17 protein-coding genes and 1 pseudogene are annotated in these 21,473 nt (G+C 71.3%); 4 read left to right on the plus strand and 14 right to left on the minus strand.

Annotated features, from left to right (window positions below; genetic code table 11):
• Positions 1-76: 76 nt before the first annotated feature.
• The 7 genes and pseudogenes from ACO1X9_RS12940 to ACO1X9_RS12970 form a co-directional block, all read right to left on the minus strand.
• Positions 77-649, minus strand: a pseudogene (locus ACO1X9_RS12940) (phosphopyruvate hydratase family protein); the annotation flags it as partial.
• Between the two features lie 50 nt (positions 650-699).
• A complete protein-coding gene (locus tag ACO1X9_RS12945) occupies positions 700-1,974 on the minus strand; it encodes a histidine--tRNA ligase (RefSeq protein ID WP_486351272.1) in 1,275 nt (424 codons plus the stop codon).
• A gap of 66 nt (positions 1,975-2,040) precedes the next feature.
• Positions 2,041-3,258, minus strand: coding sequence for an LPXTG cell wall anchor domain-containing protein (locus tag ACO1X9_RS12950; protein ID WP_486351256.1), 1,218 nt, complete (start codon positions 3,256-3,258; stop codon positions 2,041-2,043).
• A gap of 22 nt (positions 3,259-3,280) precedes the next feature.
• On the minus strand, positions 3,281-3,883 hold the full coding sequence (locus ACO1X9_RS12955; RefSeq protein WP_486351257.1) for a gamma carbonic anhydrase family protein: 603 nt from the start codon (positions 3,881-3,883) through the stop codon (positions 3,281-3,283).
• A gap of 9 nt (positions 3,884-3,892) precedes the next feature.
• A complete protein-coding gene (locus ACO1X9_RS12960) occupies positions 3,893-4,492 on the minus strand; it encodes a hypothetical protein (RefSeq protein ID WP_486351258.1) in 600 nt (199 codons plus the stop codon).
• A complete protein-coding gene (locus ACO1X9_RS12965) occupies positions 4,485-5,150 on the minus strand; it encodes a MazG family protein (protein WP_486351259.1) in 666 nt (221 codons plus the stop codon). The genes ACO1X9_RS12960 and ACO1X9_RS12965 overlap by 8 nt, the downstream gene beginning before the upstream one ends.
• Positions 5,151-5,165: 15 nt before the next feature.
• Positions 5,166-6,638, minus strand: a complete 1,473-nt coding sequence (locus ACO1X9_RS12970) for an MDR family MFS transporter (protein WP_486351260.1) — start codon at positions 6,636-6,638, stop codon at positions 5,166-5,168.
• 42 nt (positions 6,639-6,680) lie between these two features.
• On the opposite strand from ACO1X9_RS12970, the gene ACO1X9_RS12975 reads away from it, so the two are divergent.
• Together ACO1X9_RS12975 and ACO1X9_RS12980 are read left to right on the plus strand one after the other, a co-directional pair.
• Entirely contained in the window at positions 6,681-7,421 is a 741-nt protein-coding gene (locus tag ACO1X9_RS12975; RefSeq protein ID WP_486351261.1) for a CPBP family intramembrane glutamic endopeptidase, read from the plus strand.
• Positions 7,422-7,454: 33 nt separating this feature from the next.
• Complete coding sequence (locus ACO1X9_RS12980) at positions 7,455-7,835, plus strand: VOC family protein (protein WP_486351262.1); 381 nt, start codon at positions 7,455-7,457, stop codon at positions 7,833-7,835.
• Between the two features lie 105 nt (positions 7,836-7,940).
• On the opposite strand, the gene mfd is transcribed toward ACO1X9_RS12980, so the two are convergent.
• The 6 genes from mfd to ACO1X9_RS13010 form a co-directional block, all read right to left on the minus strand.
• The gene (gene mfd / locus ACO1X9_RS12985) at positions 7,941-11,441 is read right to left on the minus strand and encodes a transcription-repair coupling factor (protein ID WP_486351263.1); all 3,501 of its coding nucleotides are present in this window, start codon (positions 11,439-11,441) and stop codon (positions 7,941-7,943) included.
• 122 nt (positions 11,442-11,563) lie between these two features.
• Complete coding sequence (gene pth / locus ACO1X9_RS12990; protein WP_486351264.1) at positions 11,564-12,154, minus strand: aminoacyl-tRNA hydrolase; 591 nt, start codon at positions 12,152-12,154, stop codon at positions 11,564-11,566.
• 12 nt (positions 12,155-12,166) lie between these two features.
• Positions 12,167-12,856 carry a 50S ribosomal protein L25/general stress protein Ctc gene (locus ACO1X9_RS12995; protein WP_486351265.1) on the minus strand — a complete coding sequence of 230 codons (690 nt, stop codon included), beginning with the start codon at positions 12,854-12,856 and terminating at the stop codon, positions 12,167-12,169.
• Between the two features lie 145 nt (positions 12,857-13,001).
• Positions 13,002-13,844 carry a hypothetical protein gene (locus tag ACO1X9_RS13000; protein ID WP_486351266.1) on the minus strand — a complete coding sequence of 281 codons (843 nt, stop codon included), beginning with the start codon at positions 13,842-13,844 and terminating at the stop codon, positions 13,002-13,004.
• A gap of 34 nt (positions 13,845-13,878) precedes the next feature.
• Positions 13,879-14,886, minus strand: a complete 1,008-nt coding sequence (locus ACO1X9_RS13005; RefSeq protein ID WP_486351267.1) for a D-2-hydroxyacid dehydrogenase — start codon at positions 14,884-14,886, stop codon at positions 13,879-13,881.
• Positions 14,883-15,392: a gluconokinase gene (locus ACO1X9_RS13010; RefSeq protein WP_486351268.1), complete on the minus strand. Its 510-nt coding sequence runs from the start codon at positions 15,390-15,392 to the stop codon at positions 14,883-14,885. The genes ACO1X9_RS13005 and ACO1X9_RS13010 overlap by 4 nt, the downstream gene beginning before the upstream one ends.
• On the opposite strand from ACO1X9_RS13010, the gene gndA reads away from it, so the two are divergent.
• Entirely contained in the window at positions 15,355-16,866 is a 1,512-nt protein-coding gene (gndA, locus tag ACO1X9_RS13015) for an NADP-dependent phosphogluconate dehydrogenase (protein ID WP_486351269.1), read from the plus strand. The genes ACO1X9_RS13010 and gndA overlap by 38 nt on opposite strands.
• A gap of 256 nt (positions 16,867-17,122) precedes the next feature.
• On the opposite strand, the gene ACO1X9_RS13020 is transcribed toward gndA, so the two are convergent.
• Positions 17,123-20,578 carry a bifunctional proline dehydrogenase/L-glutamate gamma-semialdehyde dehydrogenase gene (locus ACO1X9_RS13020; protein ID WP_486351270.1) on the minus strand — a complete coding sequence of 1,152 codons (3,456 nt, stop codon included), beginning with the start codon at positions 20,576-20,578 and terminating at the stop codon, positions 17,123-17,125.
• Positions 20,579-20,686: 108 nt separating this feature from the next.
• Here ACO1X9_RS13020 and ACO1X9_RS13025 point away from each other — a divergent pair.
• The coding region (locus ACO1X9_RS13025; protein ID WP_486351271.1) for a LysR family transcriptional regulator at positions 20,687-21,473 on the plus strand (787 nt) is incomplete at its 3' end.

Raw genomic sequence — 21,473 nt, forward strand, 5'->3', positions numbered from 1 at the left:
ACAACCATCAAGCTCTCGAGTGCTGCGGCAACTCGCGGTGAGCCCAGTCGGAAATAACGATGACGGCCGCTCGCGGCGACCTTGATGAGTTCGCCTTCTCGGCACCCCAGCGCAGCGCGTCGGCGAAGGAGTCGGCGCCGACCGGCAGCACCATGAACTCCTGGATGTCGAGCCCGGTGTCGGCGTGCGCCCCGCCGTTGATGATGTTCATCATCGGCACGGGGAGGGTGTGCGCGTTGGCGCCGCCCACGTAGCGGTAGAGGGGAAGGTCGGCCGAGTCGGCCGCGGCCTTGGCGACGGCGAGCGAGACACCGAGGATGGCGTTGGCGCCGATCTTCGACTTGTTGTCGGTGCCGTCGGCGGCGATGAGCTCGGCGTCGACGACGCGCTGGTCGGTGGCGTCGAAACCTTCGATCGCCGGGCCGAGCACGTCGAAGATGCCCTCGACGGCCTTGAGCACGCCCTTGCCGCCGTAGCGGTTGGGGTCGCCGTCGCGCAGCTCGTACGCTTCGAAAGCGCCGGTGGACGCGCCCGACGGAACGGCGGCGCGCGCGGTCGACCCGTCTTCGAGGAGCACCTCCACCTCGACGGTGGGGTTGCCGCGCGAGTCGAGGATCTCGCGGGCGACGACGGCTTCGATGGCAGACATGTGTGGTTCCTTCGATTGGGTGCGGGCTGGTGGCGGTGCCCGCAACGATCCTAGGACGGCGAGGTTTCCGTCAGAGAACGAAGCGTGAGGGATGCCAGGGTCGTCGCGCTGTCGACGAACGCGAAGCTCGTGAAGCCGTCGCCCGAGAGGGCCTCGAGCGCGGCCTTGGTGTTCTTCGGACGCTGCTGGAGCCGCACGCGGGCACCCGTGGCGAGCAGCTCGCTCTTCAGCGTCAGCAGCGAGGTGAGCGGCACGTCGGCGTCGTGCAGCAGCGCGATCGCCTCGACGCCCGCCTCCGCCGGCAGCTCGACGAGCTCGACGAGACGCTCGAAGCCGAGCGAGAAGCCCGTGGCCGGCACGTCCTGGCCGAGGAAGCGGCCGATCATCCCGTCGTACCGGCCGCCGCCGCCCAGGGAGTAGTCGACCGACGGGTGGGCGAGCTCGAAGATCGGGCCGGTGTAGTACCCCATGCCGCGCACGAGGAACGGGTCGAACTGCAGCACGACCGCGGACGGATCGAGGTTGCGGGCGGCCGAGACCGCGTCGCCGATCGCGACGAGGTCGGCGAGCGCCTCCTCGTCGGGGCCTTCGGGCAGCGCCGTGCGGATGGCGGCTTCGCCGAAGGGCAGGAACTCCATCGTCCTCGGCCGCCGGAAGAAGGCTTCGAGCGCGTCGACCGCCGCCGGGGTGACGCCGCGTTCGCGGAGCTCGGCGACGACGCCGTCCTGCCCCACCTTGTCGAGCTTGTCGATCGTGATGAGGGCGCCGTCGAACTCCGCCTCCGCGAACCCGAGGGAGCGCAGCATCCCGAGCAGCAGCCGCCGGTCGTTGACCCGGAGGAAGCCGTCGCGCAGCCCGAGCGCGTCGAGGGCGTCGAGGGATGCCGTCAGCAGCTCGGCCTCGGCGCGTACCGAGGGCTCGCCGACGATGTCGATGTCGCACTGCACGAACTGGCGGTAGCGGCCCTTCTGCGGCCGCTCGGCGCGCCACACCGGGGCGAGCTGGAGGCTGCGGAACACCGCGGGAAGCTCGGCGCGGTGCGACGCGTAGAAGCGCGCGAGCGGCACGGTGAGGTCGAAGCGCAGCCCCAGGTCGGCGAGGTCGAGCGCCGTCTCGGCGGCGCGGAAGTCGTCGGCCGTCAGCCCGCGCTTGAGGATGCCGTAGGCCAGCTTCTCGTTGTCGCCACCGAGGCCGGCGTGCAGGCGGTCGGAGTCCTCCGCGACGGGGGTCTCGATCTCGTCGAAGCCGTGGCGACGGTAGACGTCGCGGATGATCGCGAGCACAGCCTCGCGTCGCGCCTTCTCGGCCGGGAGGAAGTCGCGCATGCCGCGGGGCGGGTTGACCTGCTGTGCCACCTCCCTATTGTGGCGTGCCCCGGGCAGGACCCGGCGTCAGACCCGGCGACGACGGCGTGCGAACAGCAGGATGCCCGCCCCGCCGAGCACGAGCACGGCGGCGATCATGACGACGCCGGGCGACACCTCACCGCCCGTCGGCGGGAGCGTCGGGGCCGTCGGCGTCGTCGCGACGTCCTCGAGCACGAACAGCGCCGGCGTCTCGGAGATGGGCTGGGCCGTGAAGTAGAGCTTTCCGCCGTACTCGATGAAGTCGGTGGGGAAGTCGCCGACGTCGTCGAGTTCGGTGAGCGTCGTGCCGTCCCAGGTGTGCAGCGTGGGATTGCCGCCCGTGCCCTGCGCCTGAAGGTAGAAGGTGCCGTCGGTCGCGATGAACCGCGGGCATCCCGCCGGGACGGTCGGCGTGATCGGAAGCTCACTCCCCGCGACGCCGGGGGTGGCCGAGAACATCCGTCGGCTGCCGTCGTTCGCACCGTAGGAGACGACGCCCGCGTGCAGGACGAAGCAGCCCGGATCGATCGCGCCTCCACCGGACGCGCCGAGCTTGGTGAAGGCCGAGCCGTCCCAGAGGTAGGCGGTCTCGTCGTCGCCCGGGTTCTCCGCTGCGGCGAAAGCGAGCACGCCGGCGAGCGTGCGCACCTCGAAGACGTCGCTGGGCGCTCCGGCGTGCATCACCTGGGCGTGGGTCGCCGTGCCGTCGAAGGTCCAGAGCATCCGGGGCGAGCCCGACGTGTAGACGATCTCGCCGTTCGGACCGGCCGCGAGAGAGCCCACGTCGGTGGGCGACGCGGGGGTGGGCGTCGTCGTGGTGCCGTCGTTCGAGGCGAGCACCCACCCGCCGAGGCCGTCGCCGAGCTCGAAGTAGAGGAGCCCGCCGATGAGAACCGGGTTCCTGCCGAGCGTTTCGACCTGCGTGGGGGTCGTGCCGTCGAAGCGCCAGAGCGTCGGCGTGGGACCGGTCAGGTCGCCGCCGACGAACCACAGGTCGCCGAGGTACTCGACGAAGTCGCGCGGGCTCTCGGGCGCCCCCGGGATCGTGGCGAAGGTCGTGCCGTCGAAGCTCTGCAGACCCGTCTCGGAGCCGCCGTAGAGCAAGCCCTGATACTCGACGAGCGAGCCCACGAGGAAACCCCCGGGCACCTCTGACACCACGGGAGCGGCGTGAGCGGGAAGCGCTGGCGCGAGGCTGAGGAGGAGAGCCGCGGCCGCCGCGGCGAGGACGCGCGGGAGCCGACGGCGGCGGGGGGTTGTCACGCTAGGAGTATAACGATGGCAGTTACGGCTGGACGACCTCGTCGTCCGCATGTCGCGAGAGGTGCCGGGCGTACCGCTCGGTGAGCTGCACCATGAGGTCGGGAGTAGCCCGGTCGAGACCGAACACATAGCCCGGGAAGTCGAGCTGCGACTGCCGCGCCCAGATCTCGTCGTGCCGGTCGGGCGGGAAGAGCTCGGCGGGGTCGCCCACCGCCACCCAGCCGATCGGCACCGTGGTCTCCGGCGGCAGCACGGTGCGCAGGTGCACGACGGCGTTGATGCGCACCTCGCTGCGGTCTCCGATGACCGCGCCGTTGAAGATGCGCGCCCCGGTCGCCACGAACACCTCGTCACCCAGGCGGGCACCGGAGATCGACGCGAGCGGCCCGACGAGACAGTGGTCGCCGATGCGCAGCGGATCGGAGGAGCTCGCCCGCAGCACGGCGTTCTCCATCACGATGACGTGCTCGCCGAGCACGATCGGACCGCCCTCCGCGCTGATGACGGCGCCGTGCAGCACCTGGCAGTCGGCGCCGATCGTGACATCGCCGCTCACGACCGCGCCGGGCGCGATCACGGCGTCGGGGTGGATGCGCGGCGCGTGGCCGAGGTGCTGGACGAGCATCCCGACACGCTACGCCGCGGCGGCCCCCTGGGGAACGCCCGCGTTGGCGACCGCCCGGCGCGACGTGAGCCCGACGGCGAGTCCCAGCAGCACGAGCGACCAGAGCGCGTAGGCGAGCGGGAGGAAGAACGCCCAGGCGACGGTGACGACGGCGGCGACGGGCAGGGTGAGCCGCGTCGCCCCGCGCCAGACGTCGTGCCGCACGACCGCGATCCCGAGCAGCAGGAATCCCAGCGCGGTCGCCGCCGTGCTCGCGACCAGCAGCACGGTGACGACGGTGCGCAGCGCGTCGAACGTCCACGGGGTGACGAGCAGGATCGCGCCGAGCTGCGCGACCGCGAACAGCAGGAGCCCGCCCAGGGCGAGCAGCCCGCTCACGAGCGTTCCCCGCGACCGGCGCACGAGCGTGCGAGCCACGAGCCCCGCGGCCAGCGCGAGCACCACGGCCTGCACCGCGAACACCACGTGCCGCACGACGATGAGCCACACCACGAGGGTGTCGTCGGGCACCAGCACGGAGGCGATCGCGGAGGCCGCGCCGAGCAGACACAGCGCGACCACGGCGACAGCGGTGTGTCGGTTCGCGAGCGGGGCGGGGATGTCACTCATGGGCATCACCAGTATCGAGGGTCTCGGCGGCGACGACGTCGCGGCGCAGGGACCGCAGGGCTCCCCGCAGGGCCCGCTCGGCATCCAGCCCGTGCTCACGTGCACCCGCGACGAGAGCGAGCAGGTGCGAGCCGAGTTCGTCTTCCGTCGTCGGCACGGGCGCCGGCGTGACGTTCACACCCACCTTCGCCGCGCGGCCGAGCGTCTTGTCGGCGAGCGCGAGCCCGGGCATGGCCTCCGGGATGCCCTCCAGCACGCTCGTGCGATGCGCCTTCTCGACCGCCTTGACCGACTCCCACGTGGCGACGACGGCATCCGGGGTCTCCGCGATCGCGTCGCCGAACACGTGCGGATGCCGGCCGACCATCTTCGTCGTCATGTGCGCGGCGACGTCCTCGAGAGTGAAACGGCCGGCCTCGGCCGCGATGTCGGCGTGGAAGAGCACCTGGTAGAGCACGTCGCCGAGCTCCTCGACGAGCTCGTCGTCCGACCCCGACTCGATCGCCTCGACGAGTTCGGCGCTCTCCTCGACGAGGTACTGCACGAGCGACGCGTGCGTCTGGTCGCGGTCCCAGGCGCAGCCGCCGGGCGCGCGCAGCCGTTCGAGCGTCGCGATGAGCTCGTCCATCCGGGGATGCGGGGCGTCGGCGACAGGCATGCCCCCATCCTGCCCTCAGAGCGGGGCGGTGTCCGCGTCCCGCACGGCCGCTTCGCCCGGACGCGGCGTGCGGGGCATGAGGGATGCCGTGAGCAGCAGGAAAGCCGCCGCCACCGCCACCGCGATGAAGACGAGCGTCGAGGCGGCGGTGATCGTCGCGGGGTCGGTCTCGTCGCCACCCTGCGCCGCGATGCTCGCATTCGCGATCGACCCGAGCAGCGCCACCCCGATCGTGCTGCCGAGGGTGCGCAGGAAGGCGCTCAGCCCCCTCACCACGCCGCGCTCGTTCCACGGGACGCTCGACTGCGCGACGATGAGGCTCGGCGCGGCGACGAACCCCAGCCCGAATCCGACGACGAGGCAGCCGACGGCGAGCACGACGATGTTCGGCCACGGTGCGACGACGGCGAGGAAGGCACAGGCGAGGGTCACGACGAGGGCGCCGATGAGGATCGTCGAGCGGAACCCGATCCGCAGGTAGATCCGCCCCGAGAGCGTCGAGGCGATCGGCCAGCCGAGGGTCAGCGCGGCGACCGCCAGACCGGCGACGAGCGGGTCGGCTCCCGCCGACGTCTGAAGGTACGTGGGGGCGAACGACGTGATGCCGATCAGCACGACGCCGACGACGGCGGCGTTGAGACTCGTCGTGAGCACGATGCGGCGGGTGATGACGCGCACGGGCAGCACGGGCTCGGCCGCCCGCCGTTCGACGAGGACGAACGCGACGACGACGAGTGCGGCGAAACCGAACAGGCCGAGCGAGATCGGCGAGGTCCACTCCCAGGCGACGCCGCCCTCGAGGATGGCCAGGAGCAGCGCCGTGAGCGCGATCGTGAGCAGCGCCGCGCCCGCGTAGTCGATGCGATGCTCCCGGCGCTCGACCTTCTCGCGGAACCCCCGCACCAGCAGCCAGGCGGCGACCAGGCCGAGCGGCACGTTGATCCAGAAGATCCAGGGCCAGCCGACGAACTGCGAGAAGAGCCCGCCGAGGGTCGGCCCCGCGACGGAGGAGATCGCCCAGACACTCGCGAGATAGCCCTGGATGCGGGCTCGCTCCTCGACCGAGTAGAGGTCGCCGACGATCGTCATGACGCCGGGCAGGATGGCGCCCGCGCCGATGCCCTGCACCGCGCGGAACACGATCAGCAGCAGCATCGTCGGAGCGATCGCGCAGAGGATCGAGCCGACGACGAACACCGTGATGCCGAAGAGGAGGATCGGCTTGCGCCCGATCATGTCGGCGAGCTTCGAGTACACCGGGACGAGCACGGTTTGCGTCAGGAGGTACGCCGAGAACAACCAGGGGAACGCCTCGAACCCGCCGAGATCCTCGACCACCGAGGGAACCGCCGTCGCGAGGATCGTGGCATCGATCGCCACGAGGAATGTCGCGAGCATCCCGGCGAGCAGCACGGGACCGCGTTCGGATCGAAGTCCGACCTCACTCCGCGCCACACCCGCTCCTCGTCCCGAGTCATCCTCGCGCATGGCCGGACAGCGCCGCTGGGTCCCGTCCGGGAGAATGGGACGGTGGACCTGCCCGCCCTCGCCCTGCTCGGCGTCGTCACGGGCGTGCTGGTCTGGCGCGCGATCGCCCGCGAGCGCCGCGACTACGCGCGCTTCAAGCGCCTGCGCTCGACGGTCGCGCGCCAGAAGGTCTACCGCCGCTGGCTGATCGAGGCGTTCCTGTCGCTGGGCGGCCTCTCGCTCGCGACGATCCTCGGCGCGTGGGAGTCGATCTCACCGCTGCTCTCCGCCGGCCAGGAGTGGGCGCCGATCGCGGCCTCCCGTGACGTGCTCGGTGGCGAGTTCGGCGTCGCGGTCGGGATCGGCATCGCGATCGTGGTGCTCGCCTTCCTCGTGCTGCCGATCGTGTTGCTGCGCGGCACCCCGATCGACGACGCGCCGGCCCTCGGCGACATCCGCGCCCTCCTCCCGCGCACGCGCGGTGAACTGCCGTATGGGGCCGCGCTCTCGGTCAACGCCGGAGTCGTCGAGGAGCTGCTGTTCCGCCTCGGGTTCCCCGCGCTCGTCTTCGCGGTGACGGGCGATGCCCTCCTCGCGTTCGCCGCGGCCACCCTGCTGTTCGGACTCCTGCACGTCTACCAGGGTCCGACCGGCATCCTGTTGTCGACCGTGCTCGGGGTCGTCTTCCTCTACCTCTATCTCGTCACCGGCTCGATCCTCGTGCCGATCGCGCTGCACGCCCTCATCGACCTGCGTTCGATGGTGCTCATCCCGCTCGCCCTCGGCACCGCGTCAAGGCCCTAGGCCGTGTCGGACCCCGGTGCGAGGCTGACGGGCATGGTCACGATCAGCGGATCCTTCAGCGGCTACTCGGTGGACGACTCGGCGGCGGCGCTCGCGTTCTACCGCGACAGACTCGGGCTCACCATCGACGACAACGGGATGGGACTCGACCTCTCGCTTCCGGGCGGGCAGCACGTCTTCCTCTACCAGAAGGACGACCACTCCCCGGCGACCTTCACGGTACTCAACCTCGAGGTCGGCGACATCGACGCCGCCGCCGAGGAGTTGCGCAGCGCCGGCATCGAGCTCGAGCGCTACGAGGGCATGCCGCAAGACGACGCCGGCATCATGCGCGGCAAGGCGTCGGGCGACGGCCCCGACATCGCCTGGTTCCGCGACCCCGCCGGCAACATCCTCTCGATCATCAACGGCTGAAGCTTCCGCGGACCGGCGGATCGGGTCGCGGAGTGAAGAGAGCGGGGACCCCTACCCCGATTCACTCCGCGACCCGATCCGCCGCTCCGCTCGTCTCACGGAGTTCTAGGCGGGCTTTTCTTCCGTGGTGAAGAGGGCGGTCAGCACGCCGCCGACCCAAGCGATGAGGTCGGCGTCGGATCCCTGCGGGAGGGGGATGCTGAGCGCCTTCGCGGCCGCGAATTGGCGGGCGCCCGGGTACATGCGCTGGAGACGCAGCTGCTTCGAATCCGGCAGCTCGGCCGGGGCGATGCGCAGGTTGCCGCCCACGGCGACGACGTCCGAGAGCCCCGCCTTGATCGCCTGACGCCGAAGCCGCGAGATCGCGACGAGGTTGGTGACCGAGTCGGGCAGGTCGCCGTACCGGTCGACGAGTTCTTCCGCCACCGAGTCGATCGCCTCGTCCGGCGACGCCGGCGCGGCCGCGGTGGAGAGCTTCTGGTAGGCCTCGAGCCGCAGGCGCTCGCTCTCGAGGTACTCCTCGGGGATGCGCGCATCCACCGGCAGTTCGAGGCGCAGCTCGGTCTGTCCTTCGGCGACGTCGCCGCGGAAGGTCGCGACCGCCTCGCCGATCATGCGCAGGTAGAGGTCGAAGCCGACGCCGGCGATGTGGCCCGACTGCTCACCGCCGAGCAGGTTGCCCGCGCCACGGATCTCGAGGTCTTTGAGCGCGACCTGCATGCCAGAGCCGAGCTCGGTGTTGGCGGCGATCGTCTCGAGCCGGTCCTGCGCGGTCTCGCCGAGCGGCTTCGTGTCGTCGTAGAGGAAGTACGCGTACGCGCGCTCCCGGCCGCGCCCCACGCGTCCGCGGATCTGGTGCAGCTGCGACAGGCCGTACTTGTCGGCGGCGTCGATGATGAGCGTGTTCGCGTTGGCGATGTCGATGCCGGTCTCGATGATCGTCGTCGAGACGAGCACGTCGAACTTGCGCTCCCAGAAGTCGACGATGACCTGCTCGAGCACGCTCTCGCTCAGCTGACCGTGGGCGACGGCGATGCGCGCCTCGGGCACGAGCTCGGCGAGCTGAGCCGCGACGCGGTTGATCGACGACACCCGGTTGTGCACGAAGAACACCTGGCCCTCGCGTAGCAGTTCGCGCCGGATGGCGGCCGCGACCTGCCGCTCGTTGTACGGCCCCACGAAGGTGAGGATCGGGTGCCGATCCTCGGGCGGGGTCGCGAGGGTCGACATCTCGCGGATGCCGGTGACCGCCATCTCGAGGGTGCGCGGGATGGGCGTGGCCGACATCGCGAGGATGTCGACGTTGGTCTTCAGCTTCTTCAGGGCGTCCTTGTGCTCGACGCCGAAGCGCTGCTCCTCGTCGATGACGACGAGCCCGAGGTCTTTGAAGCGGATGCTCTCCGAGAGCAGGCGATGGGTGCCGATGACGACATCCACCTCACCGCTCGCGAGTCCCTCGACCGTCTCCTTCGACTCCTTGTCGGTCTGGAAGCGGCTGAGTGCTCGGAGATGCACGGGGAAGCCCGCGAACCGCTCGGCGAACGTCTCCATGTGCTGCCGCACGAGGAGCGTCGTCGGTACGAGCATCGCGACCTGCTTGCCGTCTTGCACGGCCTTGAACGCGGCGCGGATCGCGATCTCGGTCTTGCCGTAGCCGACGTCGCCCGAGATGAGCCGGTCCATGGGAATGGGCCGCTCCATGTCGGCCTTGACGTCGTCGATCGTGACGAGCTGGTCGGGCGTCTCGGCGAACGGGAACGCCTCCTCGAGTTCGCGCTGCCACGGGGTGTCCTTCGCGAAGGCGTGACCCTGGCTCGCCATGCGCGCCGAGTAGAGCTTCACGAGCTCGACGGCGATGTCGCGCACCGCCTTGCGGGCACGCCCCTTCGCGGCCGCCCAGTCGGAACCGCCCATCTTCGACAGCGCGGGGGCCTCGCCGCCGACGTAGCGGCTGAGCAGGTCGAGCTGGTCGGTCGGCACGCTCAGCCGGTCGGGCGGGCCGCCGCGCTTGCTCGCCGCGTACTCGAGCACGAGGTACTCGCGTGTGACCTTCGCGTGCGTCGTGCCGAGCGGACCGCGCGCGGTGCGCTCCCCCGACGCGACCTCGCGCGAGATGAGCTCGACGAACCGCCCGATGCCGTGCGTCTCGTGCACGACGTAGTCGCCCGCCTTGAGTTGCAGCGGATCGACGACGTTGCGACGGCGGCTCGCGAGCTTCTTCGACCCTCGACCGTCGAGTGCTGCCGCGCGACCGTAGAACTCCGCCTCGGAGAGCACCGCGATCCGCTCGTCGGGCAGCGCAAAACCGGCCTCGATCGTCGCCTGGGTGATTGCGGGCTCGACGCCGGCCTCGGCGAGCACATCCCGCGCCCGCTCCACCATCCCGGCGCCGGCCGCCGTCACGGTGACGGCCCAGCCGTCGCGCACGAGCCCCGCGACGTAGGCGACGGCGCCCTCCACCTGGCCGGCGAAACTCGGGATCGCGGTGCCGTGGAGGCGCGTGATCTCGTCGGCATCCGAGTCGAACGGGCTGAACGTCCACCACGTGCGCGGGGAGGCCGCGGCCCGCAACTGCGACACCGTGAGGAAGTCGCCGCGGTCGAGACTGATCGGCGCCTGCGCCCCCGCGGTGGCCGCGCTCCATGCCGCGTCGAGGAACTCGCGGTTCGTCTCGGCGAGGCTGAGCGCTCGCGTCGCGACCCGCTCGGGGCTCAGGATGGCGACCGCGGCATCCTCGGGCAGCACGTCGGTGAGCGGCACGAGGTCGCCCACGAGGGCGGGAGCGAGCGACTCCATCCCGTCGACCGGGATGCCCTCGGCGACCTTCGCGAGCAGTTGCTGCAGGCTCGGGAACTCGCGCTCCATCTCGCGCGCGCGCTGTCGCACGGGCTCGGTGAGCAGCAGCTCGCGGCTCGGCAACAGCTCGACGCGCTCGACCTCGTCGGGCAGTGACCGCTGGTCGGCGACCGAGAACGCGCGCAGGGTCTCGAGCTCGTCGCCGAAGAAGTCGGCGCGCACGGGATGCTCGGCATCCGCGGGGAAGACGTCGAGGATGCCGCCGCGCACCGCGAACTCGCCGCGGCGGGTGACGAGGTCGACCCGCGCATAGGCGAGCTCGGCGAGGCGCAGCGACAGAGCGGCGAGGTCGTAGCCGCGTGCGCCCCGCGCGAGCTCGAGCGTCGGGATGTCGGCGAGCCCGGGCATGATCGGCTGCAGCGCGGCACGCACGCTGCCCACGACGACGAGATGCCCGCGGCGATCCTGCCGCCAGCGGGCGATCTCGCGGAGGGCGTGCAGGCGACGTCCGATGGTCTCGGCGCTCGGGCTCAACCGCTCGTGCGGGAGGGTCTCCCACGCCGGGAAGTCGAGCACCGTCGCCGCCGGCAGGTAGCAGCGCAGCGACGCCACGACGGCGTCGACCTCGCGGCTCGTGGCGGTGACGAGCAGCGCGGCCTGAGCGTCGCCGCGGGCGTCGAGCAGCGCGGCGATCGTCGGCACCCGCAGCCCCTCCACGAGGGAGAAGTCGGCATCCCGGGACGCCTGCCGGAGGGCGGGTTCGAGAACGGAGGCGCGCGCGAGCGCCGGAATCATCGCATCGAGACCCACTCGTGCAACCCTACGCGCGACCGCGGACGCCGGCCGCGGGTTGAGTGCACCGCGTAGCGGGGTGTATCGAAACCGCCCTCGCAGTTACTCGGGGTGGGTTTCGATACACCGCTGCGCGGCACTCAACCCGCGGGGGGCGGGGCGTGCCACCGCTGCTGCGCGGCGAGGAGGCCGTCGGTGATGACCTCCGACGTGGCGTCGGCAGCATCCGAGATGAGGTTGGGAAGCGTCTCGCGCTCGGCCTTCGAGAACGGGGAGAGCACGAAGTCGGCGGGGTCCTGCCGACCGGGCGGGCGGCCGACGCCGATCCGCACGCGCACGAAGTCGGGCCCGGCGACGTTGATGATGTCGCGCACGCCGTTGTGACCGCCCGGGCCGCCGCCGATCTTCAGCCGCAGGGTGTCGTACGGCAGGTCGAGCTCGTCGTGGATCACGATGAGGCGCGACGCGTCGAGCGAGTAGAACTTCAAGAGCGCCGCGACGGGTCGCCCCGAGACGTTCATGAAAGTCGACGGCACCGCGAGCGTGACGCGGTCGGCACCCGGACGGATGCGCGCCTCGGCGATCGAGGCGCCGGCCTTGTGCGCCTTGAGGGGCGCGCCGAGACGGGCGGCCAACTCGGCGACCACCATCTGGCCGACGTTGTGGCGGTGGCCGGCGTAGCCGGGCCCGGGATTCCCGAGCCCGACCACGAGCCAGCGATCGTCCGCCAACGTCGGACGGTGTTACTCGGACTCGGCGGGCGCGTCCTCGGAGCCGACCTCGTCGACGAGGTCGCCCTCGCCCTCGGGGGTCTCGCCCTCGGGCGTCTCCTCCGACTCGCCCAGATCGACCTCGGCCTGGCCGGTGATACCGACGATGAGCACCTCGGGGTCGGTGACGAGCGTCGCCCCCGTGGGGAGCTTCACGTCGCCGGCGAGGATCTGAGTACCCTCGCGGAGACCCTCGATGCTCACGGTGACGCTCTCCGGGATGTGCGTCGCCTCGACCTCGAGCGAGATCGTGTTCGCGTCCTGGTTGACACTCGTGTCCGGAGCCGAGTCGCCCTCGAGGTGCACGGGGATGTCGACGATGACCTTCTCACCGGCGCGCACGACGATGAGGTCGAGGTGCTCGATGATCTGGTGCACCGGGTCCTTCTGCACGTCCTTGACGAGCGCGAGCTGGCTCTTGCCGGCGATCTGCAGGTCGAGCACCTGGTTCGCCTTGCGGATGATGAGCGCCGTCTCGTGACCGGGGAGCGCGACGTGCTGCGGCTCGGTGCCGTGACCGTAGATCACGGCCGGGATCTTGCCCGCGGCGCGCAGACGGCGGGCGAAGCCCTTACCGAACTCGGTGCGCACCTCGACGGTGAGCTTGTTGTCGTCGTCGTGGTTCTTGGCGTTCGCGGCCTTGTTCTCCTTGGCGGTAGCCATGGCAGCACTCCTGGATTCCGGGCAAAGCCCTGTCGATGTCTTGTTCAACTCGAACGCACGAAAGCGCGAGGAAGACCTGGGGCCACCCCACCGCGTCGATCACGGCCCCGTGGACGGAGCCCTCGCCGAAGTTCAGAGAGCCATGTTACAGGGCGTCGGGCTCCTCGGGAACCTCGTCGCCCCCGCGCGCGAGGCCGCCGAGCGCCGCCCCGACGAACGTGACGCCGGCCACGGCGACGAGCCCGTACACCCCGATCAGTTGACCGGGCACGGCGGGCGGCACGGCGAGCACCACGTAGCCGATACCGGCCAGCGTCACGAGCGCGCCGACGACGAGGATGCCGACCGACGACCAGCGCAGGGTGAGACCCGCGATGCCCCCCAGCATCCCCCCGCTCACCGCGATCGCGGCGAGGGTGCCGTCGTACCGCATGAGCTGCATGATGAACCGCGCGAACCCCCCGCCCGCGACCACGAGCAGCGCCGCCGCCCCGAGGAGAGCCGCACCACCGACGAGCGACGAGACGACGACCGCCTTCCGCCCTGCGGGCGGCGAGAGTCGGCGGGAGCGCACACCGAGCGCCGCGGCCCCGAGGAAGGCGCCGACGACGAGAGCCGTGCCGGAGAAGTAGAACATCCGCGAACCGTCGCCGAGAGCCGGATCGACCTTGGAGAGCATGGTGGCGATCTGGAAGACGGGGCTGAAGATCCCGCCGGCGAACGGGTTGCCGAAGGGGACGGTCAGCGCGAGCAGCCCGAGCAGCGCGTGCACCGACCCGACGACGAGGGCGCCGACCCAGTGGACGGCGATGCTCGCGGCCGCACCACCGACGAGCAGAACGCCGGCGACGATCATCGCCGGGCCCGCGACGTCGGGCTCGAACCGAGCGATCGCGACGTAGTGCATCGACGCGCCCTGCCACGTCGTGGCGAGTCCCGCGATCGTCGCGCCGGCGGCGATCAGCAGACTGAGGAAAGGCCGCGTCACGGGCGTCAGCCTACCCGCGCCTCCTGAGACGGCCTCAGTAGAACTCGACGGTGTCGACGACGTTGCGCAGCGGCTCCCCGTCGAGCAGCCGACGCGCGTTGTCGGCGACGAGCTCCGTGATCGCGCGCTGATCACCCGGGCTGTCGGCCGCCGTGTGCGGGCTGAGCAGCAGATTCGGCGCCGACCACAACGGGTGATCGGCGGGGAGCGGCTCGACCGAGGCGACGTCGAGCACCGCCGCCCCCACCTGCCCCGAGTGGAGCGCCGCAATGAGCGCAGGTTCGTCGACGGTCGAGCCGCGGCCGACGTTGACGACGGTCACGCCGGGCTTCGCGGCGGCGATCACCTCGGCGCTCAGCATCCCCTTCGTCGCGTCGGTGCCGGGAAGGCAGAGCACGATCGCGTCGGCCACGGCGGCCGCCTCGGCGAAGCGCTCGACCGACACGACGCGTTCGACCCCCGGCGCCTCGACTTCGCGGCGGTGCACCCCGACGACCCGGCTGCCGAGGGCGGAGAGCTTCGCGGCCGTCGCACGACCGATACCGCCGAGCCCGACGACGAGCACCGTCGAGTCGCGCGCGCTGCCGAGGGTGAAACGCCGGCCCCACTCCGCCCGCGCCTGCAGTTCGAGCAGCCGCCCGAACCGCTTCGCTCCCGCGAGCACCCCGAGCACCGCGAACTCGGCGAGCGCCTCGCCGTAGATGCCGGCCGAGGTCGTGAACGTGACCCGTTCGAGTTGATCGTCCGAGAGCCGCGCGGCCTTCACCTGCTGCCCGCCGCCCGCCGGGATCGTGTGCACCCACCTCAGCCGCGGATTGGCCGTCACGGTGCGCGCGAGTTCACGCCCCGAGTGGTGGGGAACCCCGAACAAGGCGTCGGCCGAGTCGAGCATGCGCTCGTACTCCTCCAGCACCCGCTCGTCGCGCTGATCGGTGAGCAGCTCCGGCCGGTAGACGACCTCGAGCCGCGGTTCGCGCTCCGCGAGCAGCCGGGCGTTCTCCTCGGCCAGAGGCACCGCGACGACGATCCTCAGGTCGGTCATTCCGGGCTCCTCTTCCCGAGCCGGTGCACGACCAGCTCGACGATCTCGTCGGGGCGCAGCGCGACATCCACACCGATCGGATCCTCGTCGCCGTCCGGCTCCTCGAGGGTGTCGAGTTGGGAGCGCAGCAGCGACGTCGGCATGAAGTGACCCTCACGGCCCTCCATGCGGGCGGCGAGCAGTTCCGGCGTTCCGTGCAGGAAGACGAGCGCGAGCTCGGGCGCCGACTCGCGCAGCCGATCGCGGTAGGCGCGTTTGAGCGCCGAGCACGCAACGACGACCGGTCGCCCCAGCTCCGCGGCGACGGCATCCAGCCAGGGGGCGCGGTCGGCGTCAGTGAGCGGGATGCCGGCCGCCATCTTCGCGCGGTTGGCCGCGGGATGCAGGTCGTCGCCTTCGACGAACGGGAGCCCGAGCGCCTCGGCGAGCCCCCGGCTGATGGTGGTCTTGCCGGTGCCCGAGACCCCCATGACGACGACGGGATGCGGGAAAGTCACCTTGTCCACGCTAGTAGCCTGGGCTCTCGTGACCACCTCCACCACCGCCACCGCCAACATCGGGGTCGTCGGCCTCGCCGTCATGGGCTCCAACCTCGCCCGCAACCTCGCGAGCCGCGAAGGCAACACCGTCGCGATCTTCAACCGCTCGCCGGAGAAGACCGACGCACTCACGAGCGAGCACCCCGAAGCCGGGTTCGTCGCGACGAAGAGCTACGCGGAGTTCGCCGCGGCCCTGCAGAAGCCGCGCGCGGCACTCATCATGGTGCAGGCGGGCAAAGGCACGGATGCCGTCATCGACGAGCTCGTCAAGGTGTTCGAGCCGGGCGACATCATCGTCGACGGCGGCAATGCCCTCTTCACCGACACCATCCGTCGCGAGAAGGCGGTGCGCGAAACGGGTATCAACTTCGTCGGCGCCGGCATCTCCGGGGGCGAGGAGGGCGCGCTCAACGGCCCCTCGATCATGCCCGGCGGCTCCGACGAATCGTGGGTCACGCTCGGCCCGATTCTGAAGTCCATCGCGGCGATCGCCGAGGGCGAGCCCTGCGTCACCCACGTCGGCCACGACGGCGCCGGTCACTTCGTGAAGATGATCCACAACGGCATCGAGTACGCCGACATGCAGCTCATCGCCGAGGCGTACGACCTCATCCGCCGCGGCACCGGCAAGACCCCCGCCGACAACGCCGAGATCTTCGCCGGATGGAATCGCGGAGAGCTCGAGTCGTACCTCATCGAGATCACCGCCGAGGTGCTGCGCCAGGTCGACGCCGACACCGGGAAGCCGCTCGTCGACGTCATCCTCGACCAGGCCGGCTCGAAGGGCACCGGCGTCTGGACCGTGCAGACGGCACTCGACCTCGGCATCCCCGTATCGGGCATCGCGGAGGCCGTCTTCGCGCGGTCGCTGTCGTCGAAGCCGCTGCAGCGCGCTGCCGCGGGCAACCTTCCCGGCCCGTCCGTGCCCGAGATCGCGGATGCCGACGCCTTCATCGAAGACGTGCGGCAGGCGCTCTACGCGTCGAAGATCGTCGCCTACAGCCAGGGTTTCGACGCGATCGTCGCGGGCGCCGAGCAGTACGGCTGGGACATCCAGAAGGGCGAGATCGCGAAGATCTGGCGTGGCGGCTGCATCATCCGCGCCCAGTTCCTCAACCGGATCACCGAGGCCTACGCCGACGATCCGGGCCTCGTCGCGCTCATCACCGCGCCGTTCTTCCGCGGCGTCGTCACCCGCACGCAGGACGCCTGGCGTCGGGTCGTCGCCTCCGCCGCGATCGCCGGCATCCCCGCCCCCGCGTTCTCGTCGTCGCTGTCGTATTACGACGGCCTGCGCGCCGAGCGGCTGCCCGCCGCCCTCGTGCAAGGTCAGCGCGACTTCTTCGGGGCACACACGTACAAGAGGGTCGACCGCGACGGCACGTTCCACACGCTCTGGTCGGGCGATCGCTCCGAGGTCTCGGCGACCGACTCGCACTGAGTTTCATCGGGGGCTGCGGCGCCGGAGGGAGCGCGCGAGTCAAGAACGGGGACCCCTACCCCGATTGACTCGCGCGCTCCCTCCGACACCTCCGCGGTCCCGCGGGTTGAGTGCCCGCGCAGCGGGTGTATCGAAACCCACCCCGAGTAGCTCGCCGGTCAGGTTTCGATACACCGCCTTCGGCGGCACTCAACCCTCGGTTCGACAGAACGAGGCCGGCTCCCCGCCACCAGGGAGCCGGCCTCGGGTCTTCGCCCTACGCCGTCAGGGGGACGGATTCGACGAGGGGGGACGGGGTGCCGAAGCGGTGGCCCGTGATCGAGATCGCCTGCTCGCGCAGGAACGGCAGCAGCTCGACGCGACCCGCCTCGGTGACGGGGGCGTCGTACACGGCGACGTCTGGGCGCCCGCCGATCTCCTCGAGCAGTGCCGAGGCGGCGCCGCCGACGATGCGCACGCGGGCATCCCGGAGGCTGCGGGCGGCGGCCGTCCAGCCTTCGCCGTCGTCGATGGTCACCGTGAGGCCCGACGCCCGGAGCGCTGCGACCACGGCGGGGGCCCAGCCCGACGGCGCGGACACCGCGAGGGGCGCCTCCGCGGCGAGACCGGCGAGCACGACGCGAGCCACCTCGACGGGTGAGGCGAGCGGCTCGGCGCGCACGACGACGGGCACCGGGCGGTAGCGGAACGCGTTGCGCTCGGCGCTCAGCCCCGACACGTCGCGGACGACGCCGAACTCCGCCGCGACCGCGCGAGCATCGCTGCCCGCGGCCCGGATGAGGTAGTCGCGCTCCCCCTGCTCGGTGAACGCGTCGACGATTCCCGCGAGGCGCGCGGGGAGGCCGCCGTCGGGCGCCGGGGCCGCCTCCGCCGAACGGAACGAGCCCAATCCCAGGAGGTAGTTCGGGCCGCCCGCCTTGGTCCCGGGCCCGACGACGGACTTCTTCCAGCCGCCGAACGGCTGCCGCTGCACGATCGCTCCCGTCGTCCCGCGGTTGATGTAGAGGTTGCCCGCCTGCACCTGGTCGACCCAGCGGGCGATCTCGTCGGCGTCGAGCGAGTGGAGACCCGCGGTGAGGCCGTAGTCGACGGCGTTCTGCAGCGCGATCGCCTCGTCGAGGTCGCGCGCGCGCAGGATGCCGAGCACCGGTCCGAAGTACTCGACGGTGTGGAACTCCGAGCCCGGCGCGACGCCGGTCTTGATGCCCGGCGACCAGATGCGGCCGTCCGCGTCGAGCTTGCGGGGCTCGAGCAGCCAGCTCTCCCCCGGGTCGAGCGTCGTCAGCGCCTTGAGCAGCTTGCCCTCCGCCGGAGCGATGAGCGGCCCCATCCTGTTCACAGGGTCGGTGGGCTCGCCGACCGAGAGTGAGGCGACGGCGTCGAGCAACTGCGCCCGGAACCGCTCGGAGTCGGCGACCGATCCGACGAGGATCGCGAGCGAGACGGCCGAGCACTTCTGCCCCGCGTGACCGAACGCCGAGTACGCGACGTCCTTCGCGGCGAGGTCGAGGTCGGCGTTCGGAGTGACGATCAGCGCGTTCTTGCCGCTCGTCTCGGCGAGCAGGCGCAGACCCGGCCGGAACTCGCGGAAGAGCTCGGCCGTCTCGAAGCCGCCGGTGAGGATGACCTGATCCACCCGGGTGTCGGCGATGAGCCGCTCGCCGAGGCCCGGGTCGCTGAACTGCACGAAGCGCAGCACATCCCTCGGCACTCCGGCCTCCCAGAGCGCTTCGACCATGACGGCCGCGCTGCGCGCCGAGCGGCGGGCGGGCTTGATGATCACGGCGGAGCCCGACGCGAGCGCCGCGAGGGTGGAGCCCGCCGGGATGGCGACGGGGAAGTTCCACGGCGGGATGACGACGGTGAGCTTCGCGGGCACGAACGCCGCGCCGTCGAGGTGCTCGAGGTCGAGGGCGCGCGCCGCGTAGTAGGCGGCGAAATCGATCGCCTCCGAGACTTCGGGATCGGCCTGGTCGAACGTCTTTCCCGCCTCCGACGCCATGACCTCGATGAGGTCGCCGCGGTGCCGCTCCAGGATCATCGCGGCGCGGCGCAGGACGGCGGCGCGGCCCCTCGCCCCGAGGTCGTTCCACCCGGCGGACGACTTCACGGCACCGGCGACGAGCTCGTTGAGCTGCGCGCCGTCGCCGAGCATGCTCGCCGAAACGGTCTGCCTGCCGAGCTCGCTCGTCGACGCCCGGTCGAGGATCGCGCGCGCCCAGTCGCGGTTCACGGCGATCGAGGGGTCGCTATCGGGGCTGTTGTGGAACTCGCGCGCCACAACGTCGACCCCTCGCGTGCGGTCTTGGACGCGGTGCGGGGCAGGCACCACGTCATCCACCTCGGCGAGCGAGGCGAGGAAGCGGTCGCGCTCGCGGGCGAAGAGCTGCTCGTTCCGGCTCAGCTCGAACACCGCCGACATGAAGTTCTCCTGGCTCGCACCCTCCTCGAGCCGACGCACGAGGTAGGCGATCGCCGAGTCGAAGTCGGCTGCCGCGACGACGGGCGTGTAGAGCAGGAGCCCGCCGACATCCCGCCGCACGACCTCCGCCTGGGCCGGCGCCATCCCGAGCAGCATCTCGAACTCGACACCCGCCTCGACCCCGCGCGCCTGGGCGAGGAGCTTCGTGTAGGCGAGGTCGAAGAGGTTGTGACCCGCGACGCCGATGCGCACGTCGCCGATGCGGTCGGGGCGCAGCGCGGCGTCGAGCACGCGCTTGTAGTTGGTGTCGCTCTCCTGCTTGCTGTTCCAGGTGGCGAGCGGCCAGTCGTGCAGGTCGGCGTCGACGCGCTCCATCGGGAGGTTCGCGCCCTTCACGACGCGCACCTTGATGCCGGCTCCTCCGGCGACCCGGCGGCGGGATGCCCACTCCTGAAGCCGCAGGTAGGCGGCGAGCGCATCCGGCAGGTAGGCCTGCAGCACGATGCCCGCCTCGAGCCCGCGCAGGTGCTCCTTGTCGAGGATGGCGGTGAAGACGGCGATCGTCAGGTCGAGGTCCTTGTACTCCTCCATGTCGAGGTTCACGAACTTCGCGGGCGACGTCGACGCGGCCTGCTCGAAGAGCGGCGTGAGCGCCTCGACGATGTGTTCGACGGCCTCGTCGAACGCCCACGGGTTGTGCGGCGCGACCGTCGCCGAGACCTTGATCGACACGTAGTCGACGTCGTCGCGGGCGAGCAGGCGCGTCGTGCCCTCGAGTCGCTTGGCCGCTTCGCGCGCGCCGAGCACGGCTTCACCGAGGAGGTTGACGTTGGGCCGCATCCCCTTCCCGCGGATGCGCGTGAGGGCACGGCCGAGGCCCGGGTCCTTCGCGTCGATCACGAGGTGGGCCACCATCGCGCGCAGCACGCGGCGGGCGATCGGCACGACGATGCCGGGCACGACGAGGGCGGCGATCCCGCCGATCCGGATGGCGGCGCGCAGCGGCCAGGAGAGGAACGCGGGCGGGCGCTTCGCGAGTCGGGCGAGCGTGCGGCCGGCGACGCGGGCATCCTCGGGGCGCACGACGCCGTCGACGAACCCGACCGCGAAGTCGAGTCCGGCGGGGTCCTGGAGGAGACCGGCGAGGCGCTTCGCGGACGGATCGACGAGCAGACCCTCGGCGTCGCGGAGCCACGTGCGCACCTGCTCGATGACCGCGTCGGGCTCGACCGCCGGGAGCGTCGCGGCGGAGGTCGTGGCGGGATTCTTCGTGGGGGCGCGCGGGGTCACGCGAGCAGTATCCGGCCGGGCCTATCGTAAGTTCAAGCAACGAATACTGCGGGTCATTCGTAAGTTCTGCTGAAATGTGAGATCACCCCGTTCGAGGAGGGCTGCGCTGTGCTGGATGTCCGCCGCCTCGCCCTCCTGCGCGAACTGCACCTCCGCGGCACCATCACCGCCGTCGCCGCCGCGCTGCATCAGACCCCGTCCGCGATCTCGCAGCAACTCGCCCAACTCGAGAGGGATGCCGGCGTGCCGCTGCTGCTGCGCGCCGGGCGGAAGCTCCAGCTGACGCCGCACGCCGAGCTGCTCGTCGAGCACACCGGCGACATCCTCGAACGGCTCGAGCGCGCGGAAGCCGACCTCGCCGCCTCGCTCAGCACGGCATCCGGGACCCTGCGCGTGGCGATGTTCCAGTCGGCCGCCCTCGCCCTGCTCCCCCGCGCGCTCGACGTGCTCGCCGTCGAGCATCCCGGGCTCACCGCGATCGTCACGCAGCGCGAGCCCGAGACGGCGCTTCACGAGACCTTCGCCCGCGACTTCGACCTCGTCATCGCCGAGGAGTACCCCGGGCACGCGGCCCTCCATCTGCCCGGCCTCGACCGGCATCCGCTCACGACCGACGCCATCCGACTCGCGAGCCCGCCTGCCGGACGCCTCACCGCCCGCTCGATCGCCGAGGCCGCCGACGCTCCCTGGGTGATGGAGCCTCGGGGAGCGGCGTCGCGGCACTGGGCCGAGCAGGCCTGCCGGCGGGCCGGGTTCGAGCCGCAGGTGCGCTTCGAAACCGCCGACCTGCAGGCGCACGTACGGCTCATCCAGACCGGTCACGCGGTCGCCCTCCTGCCCGACCTCATCTGGCAGGGCGCCCCGCCCACCGTGTCGCTCGCACCCCTCGACGGCG

This window comes from Pseudolysinimonas sp. (assembly GCF_057350545.1).

Excerpts from the sequence above, each read along its gene's own strand:
- ACO1X9_RS12945 (WP_486351272.1), bottom strand. The coding sequence starts at position 1,974 with ATGCGCGACTTCCTCCCGGCCGAGAAGGCGCGACGCGAGGCTGTGCTC.
- ACO1X9_RS12955 (WP_486351257.1), bottom strand. The coding sequence starts at position 3,883 with ATGCTCGTCCAGCACCTCGGCCACGCGCCGCGCATCCACCCCGACGCC.
- ACO1X9_RS12960 (WP_486351258.1), bottom strand. The coding sequence starts at position 4,492 with ATGAGTGACATCCCCGCCCCGCTCGCGAACCGACACACCGCTGTCGCC.
- ACO1X9_RS12965 (WP_486351259.1), bottom strand. The coding sequence starts at position 5,150 with ATGCCTGTCGCCGACGCCCCGCATCCCCGGATGGACGAGCTCATCGCG.
- ACO1X9_RS12970 (WP_486351260.1), bottom strand. The coding sequence starts at position 6,638 with ATGCGCGAGGATGACTCGGGACGAGGAGCGGGTGTGGCGCGGAGTGAG.
- ACO1X9_RS12980 (WP_486351262.1), top strand. The coding sequence starts at position 7,455 with ATGGTCACGATCAGCGGATCCTTCAGCGGCTACTCGGTGGACGACTCG.
- ACO1X9_RS12995 (WP_486351265.1), bottom strand. The coding sequence starts at position 12,856 with ATGGCTACCGCCAAGGAGAACAAGGCCGCGAACGCCAAGAACCACGAC.
- ACO1X9_RS13005 (WP_486351267.1), bottom strand. The coding sequence starts at position 14,886 with ATGACCGACCTGAGGATCGTCGTCGCGGTGCCTCTGGCCGAGGAGAAC.
- gndA (WP_486351269.1), top strand. The coding sequence starts at position 15,355 with ATGACGACGACGGGATGCGGGAAAGTCACCTTGTCCACGCTAGTAGCC.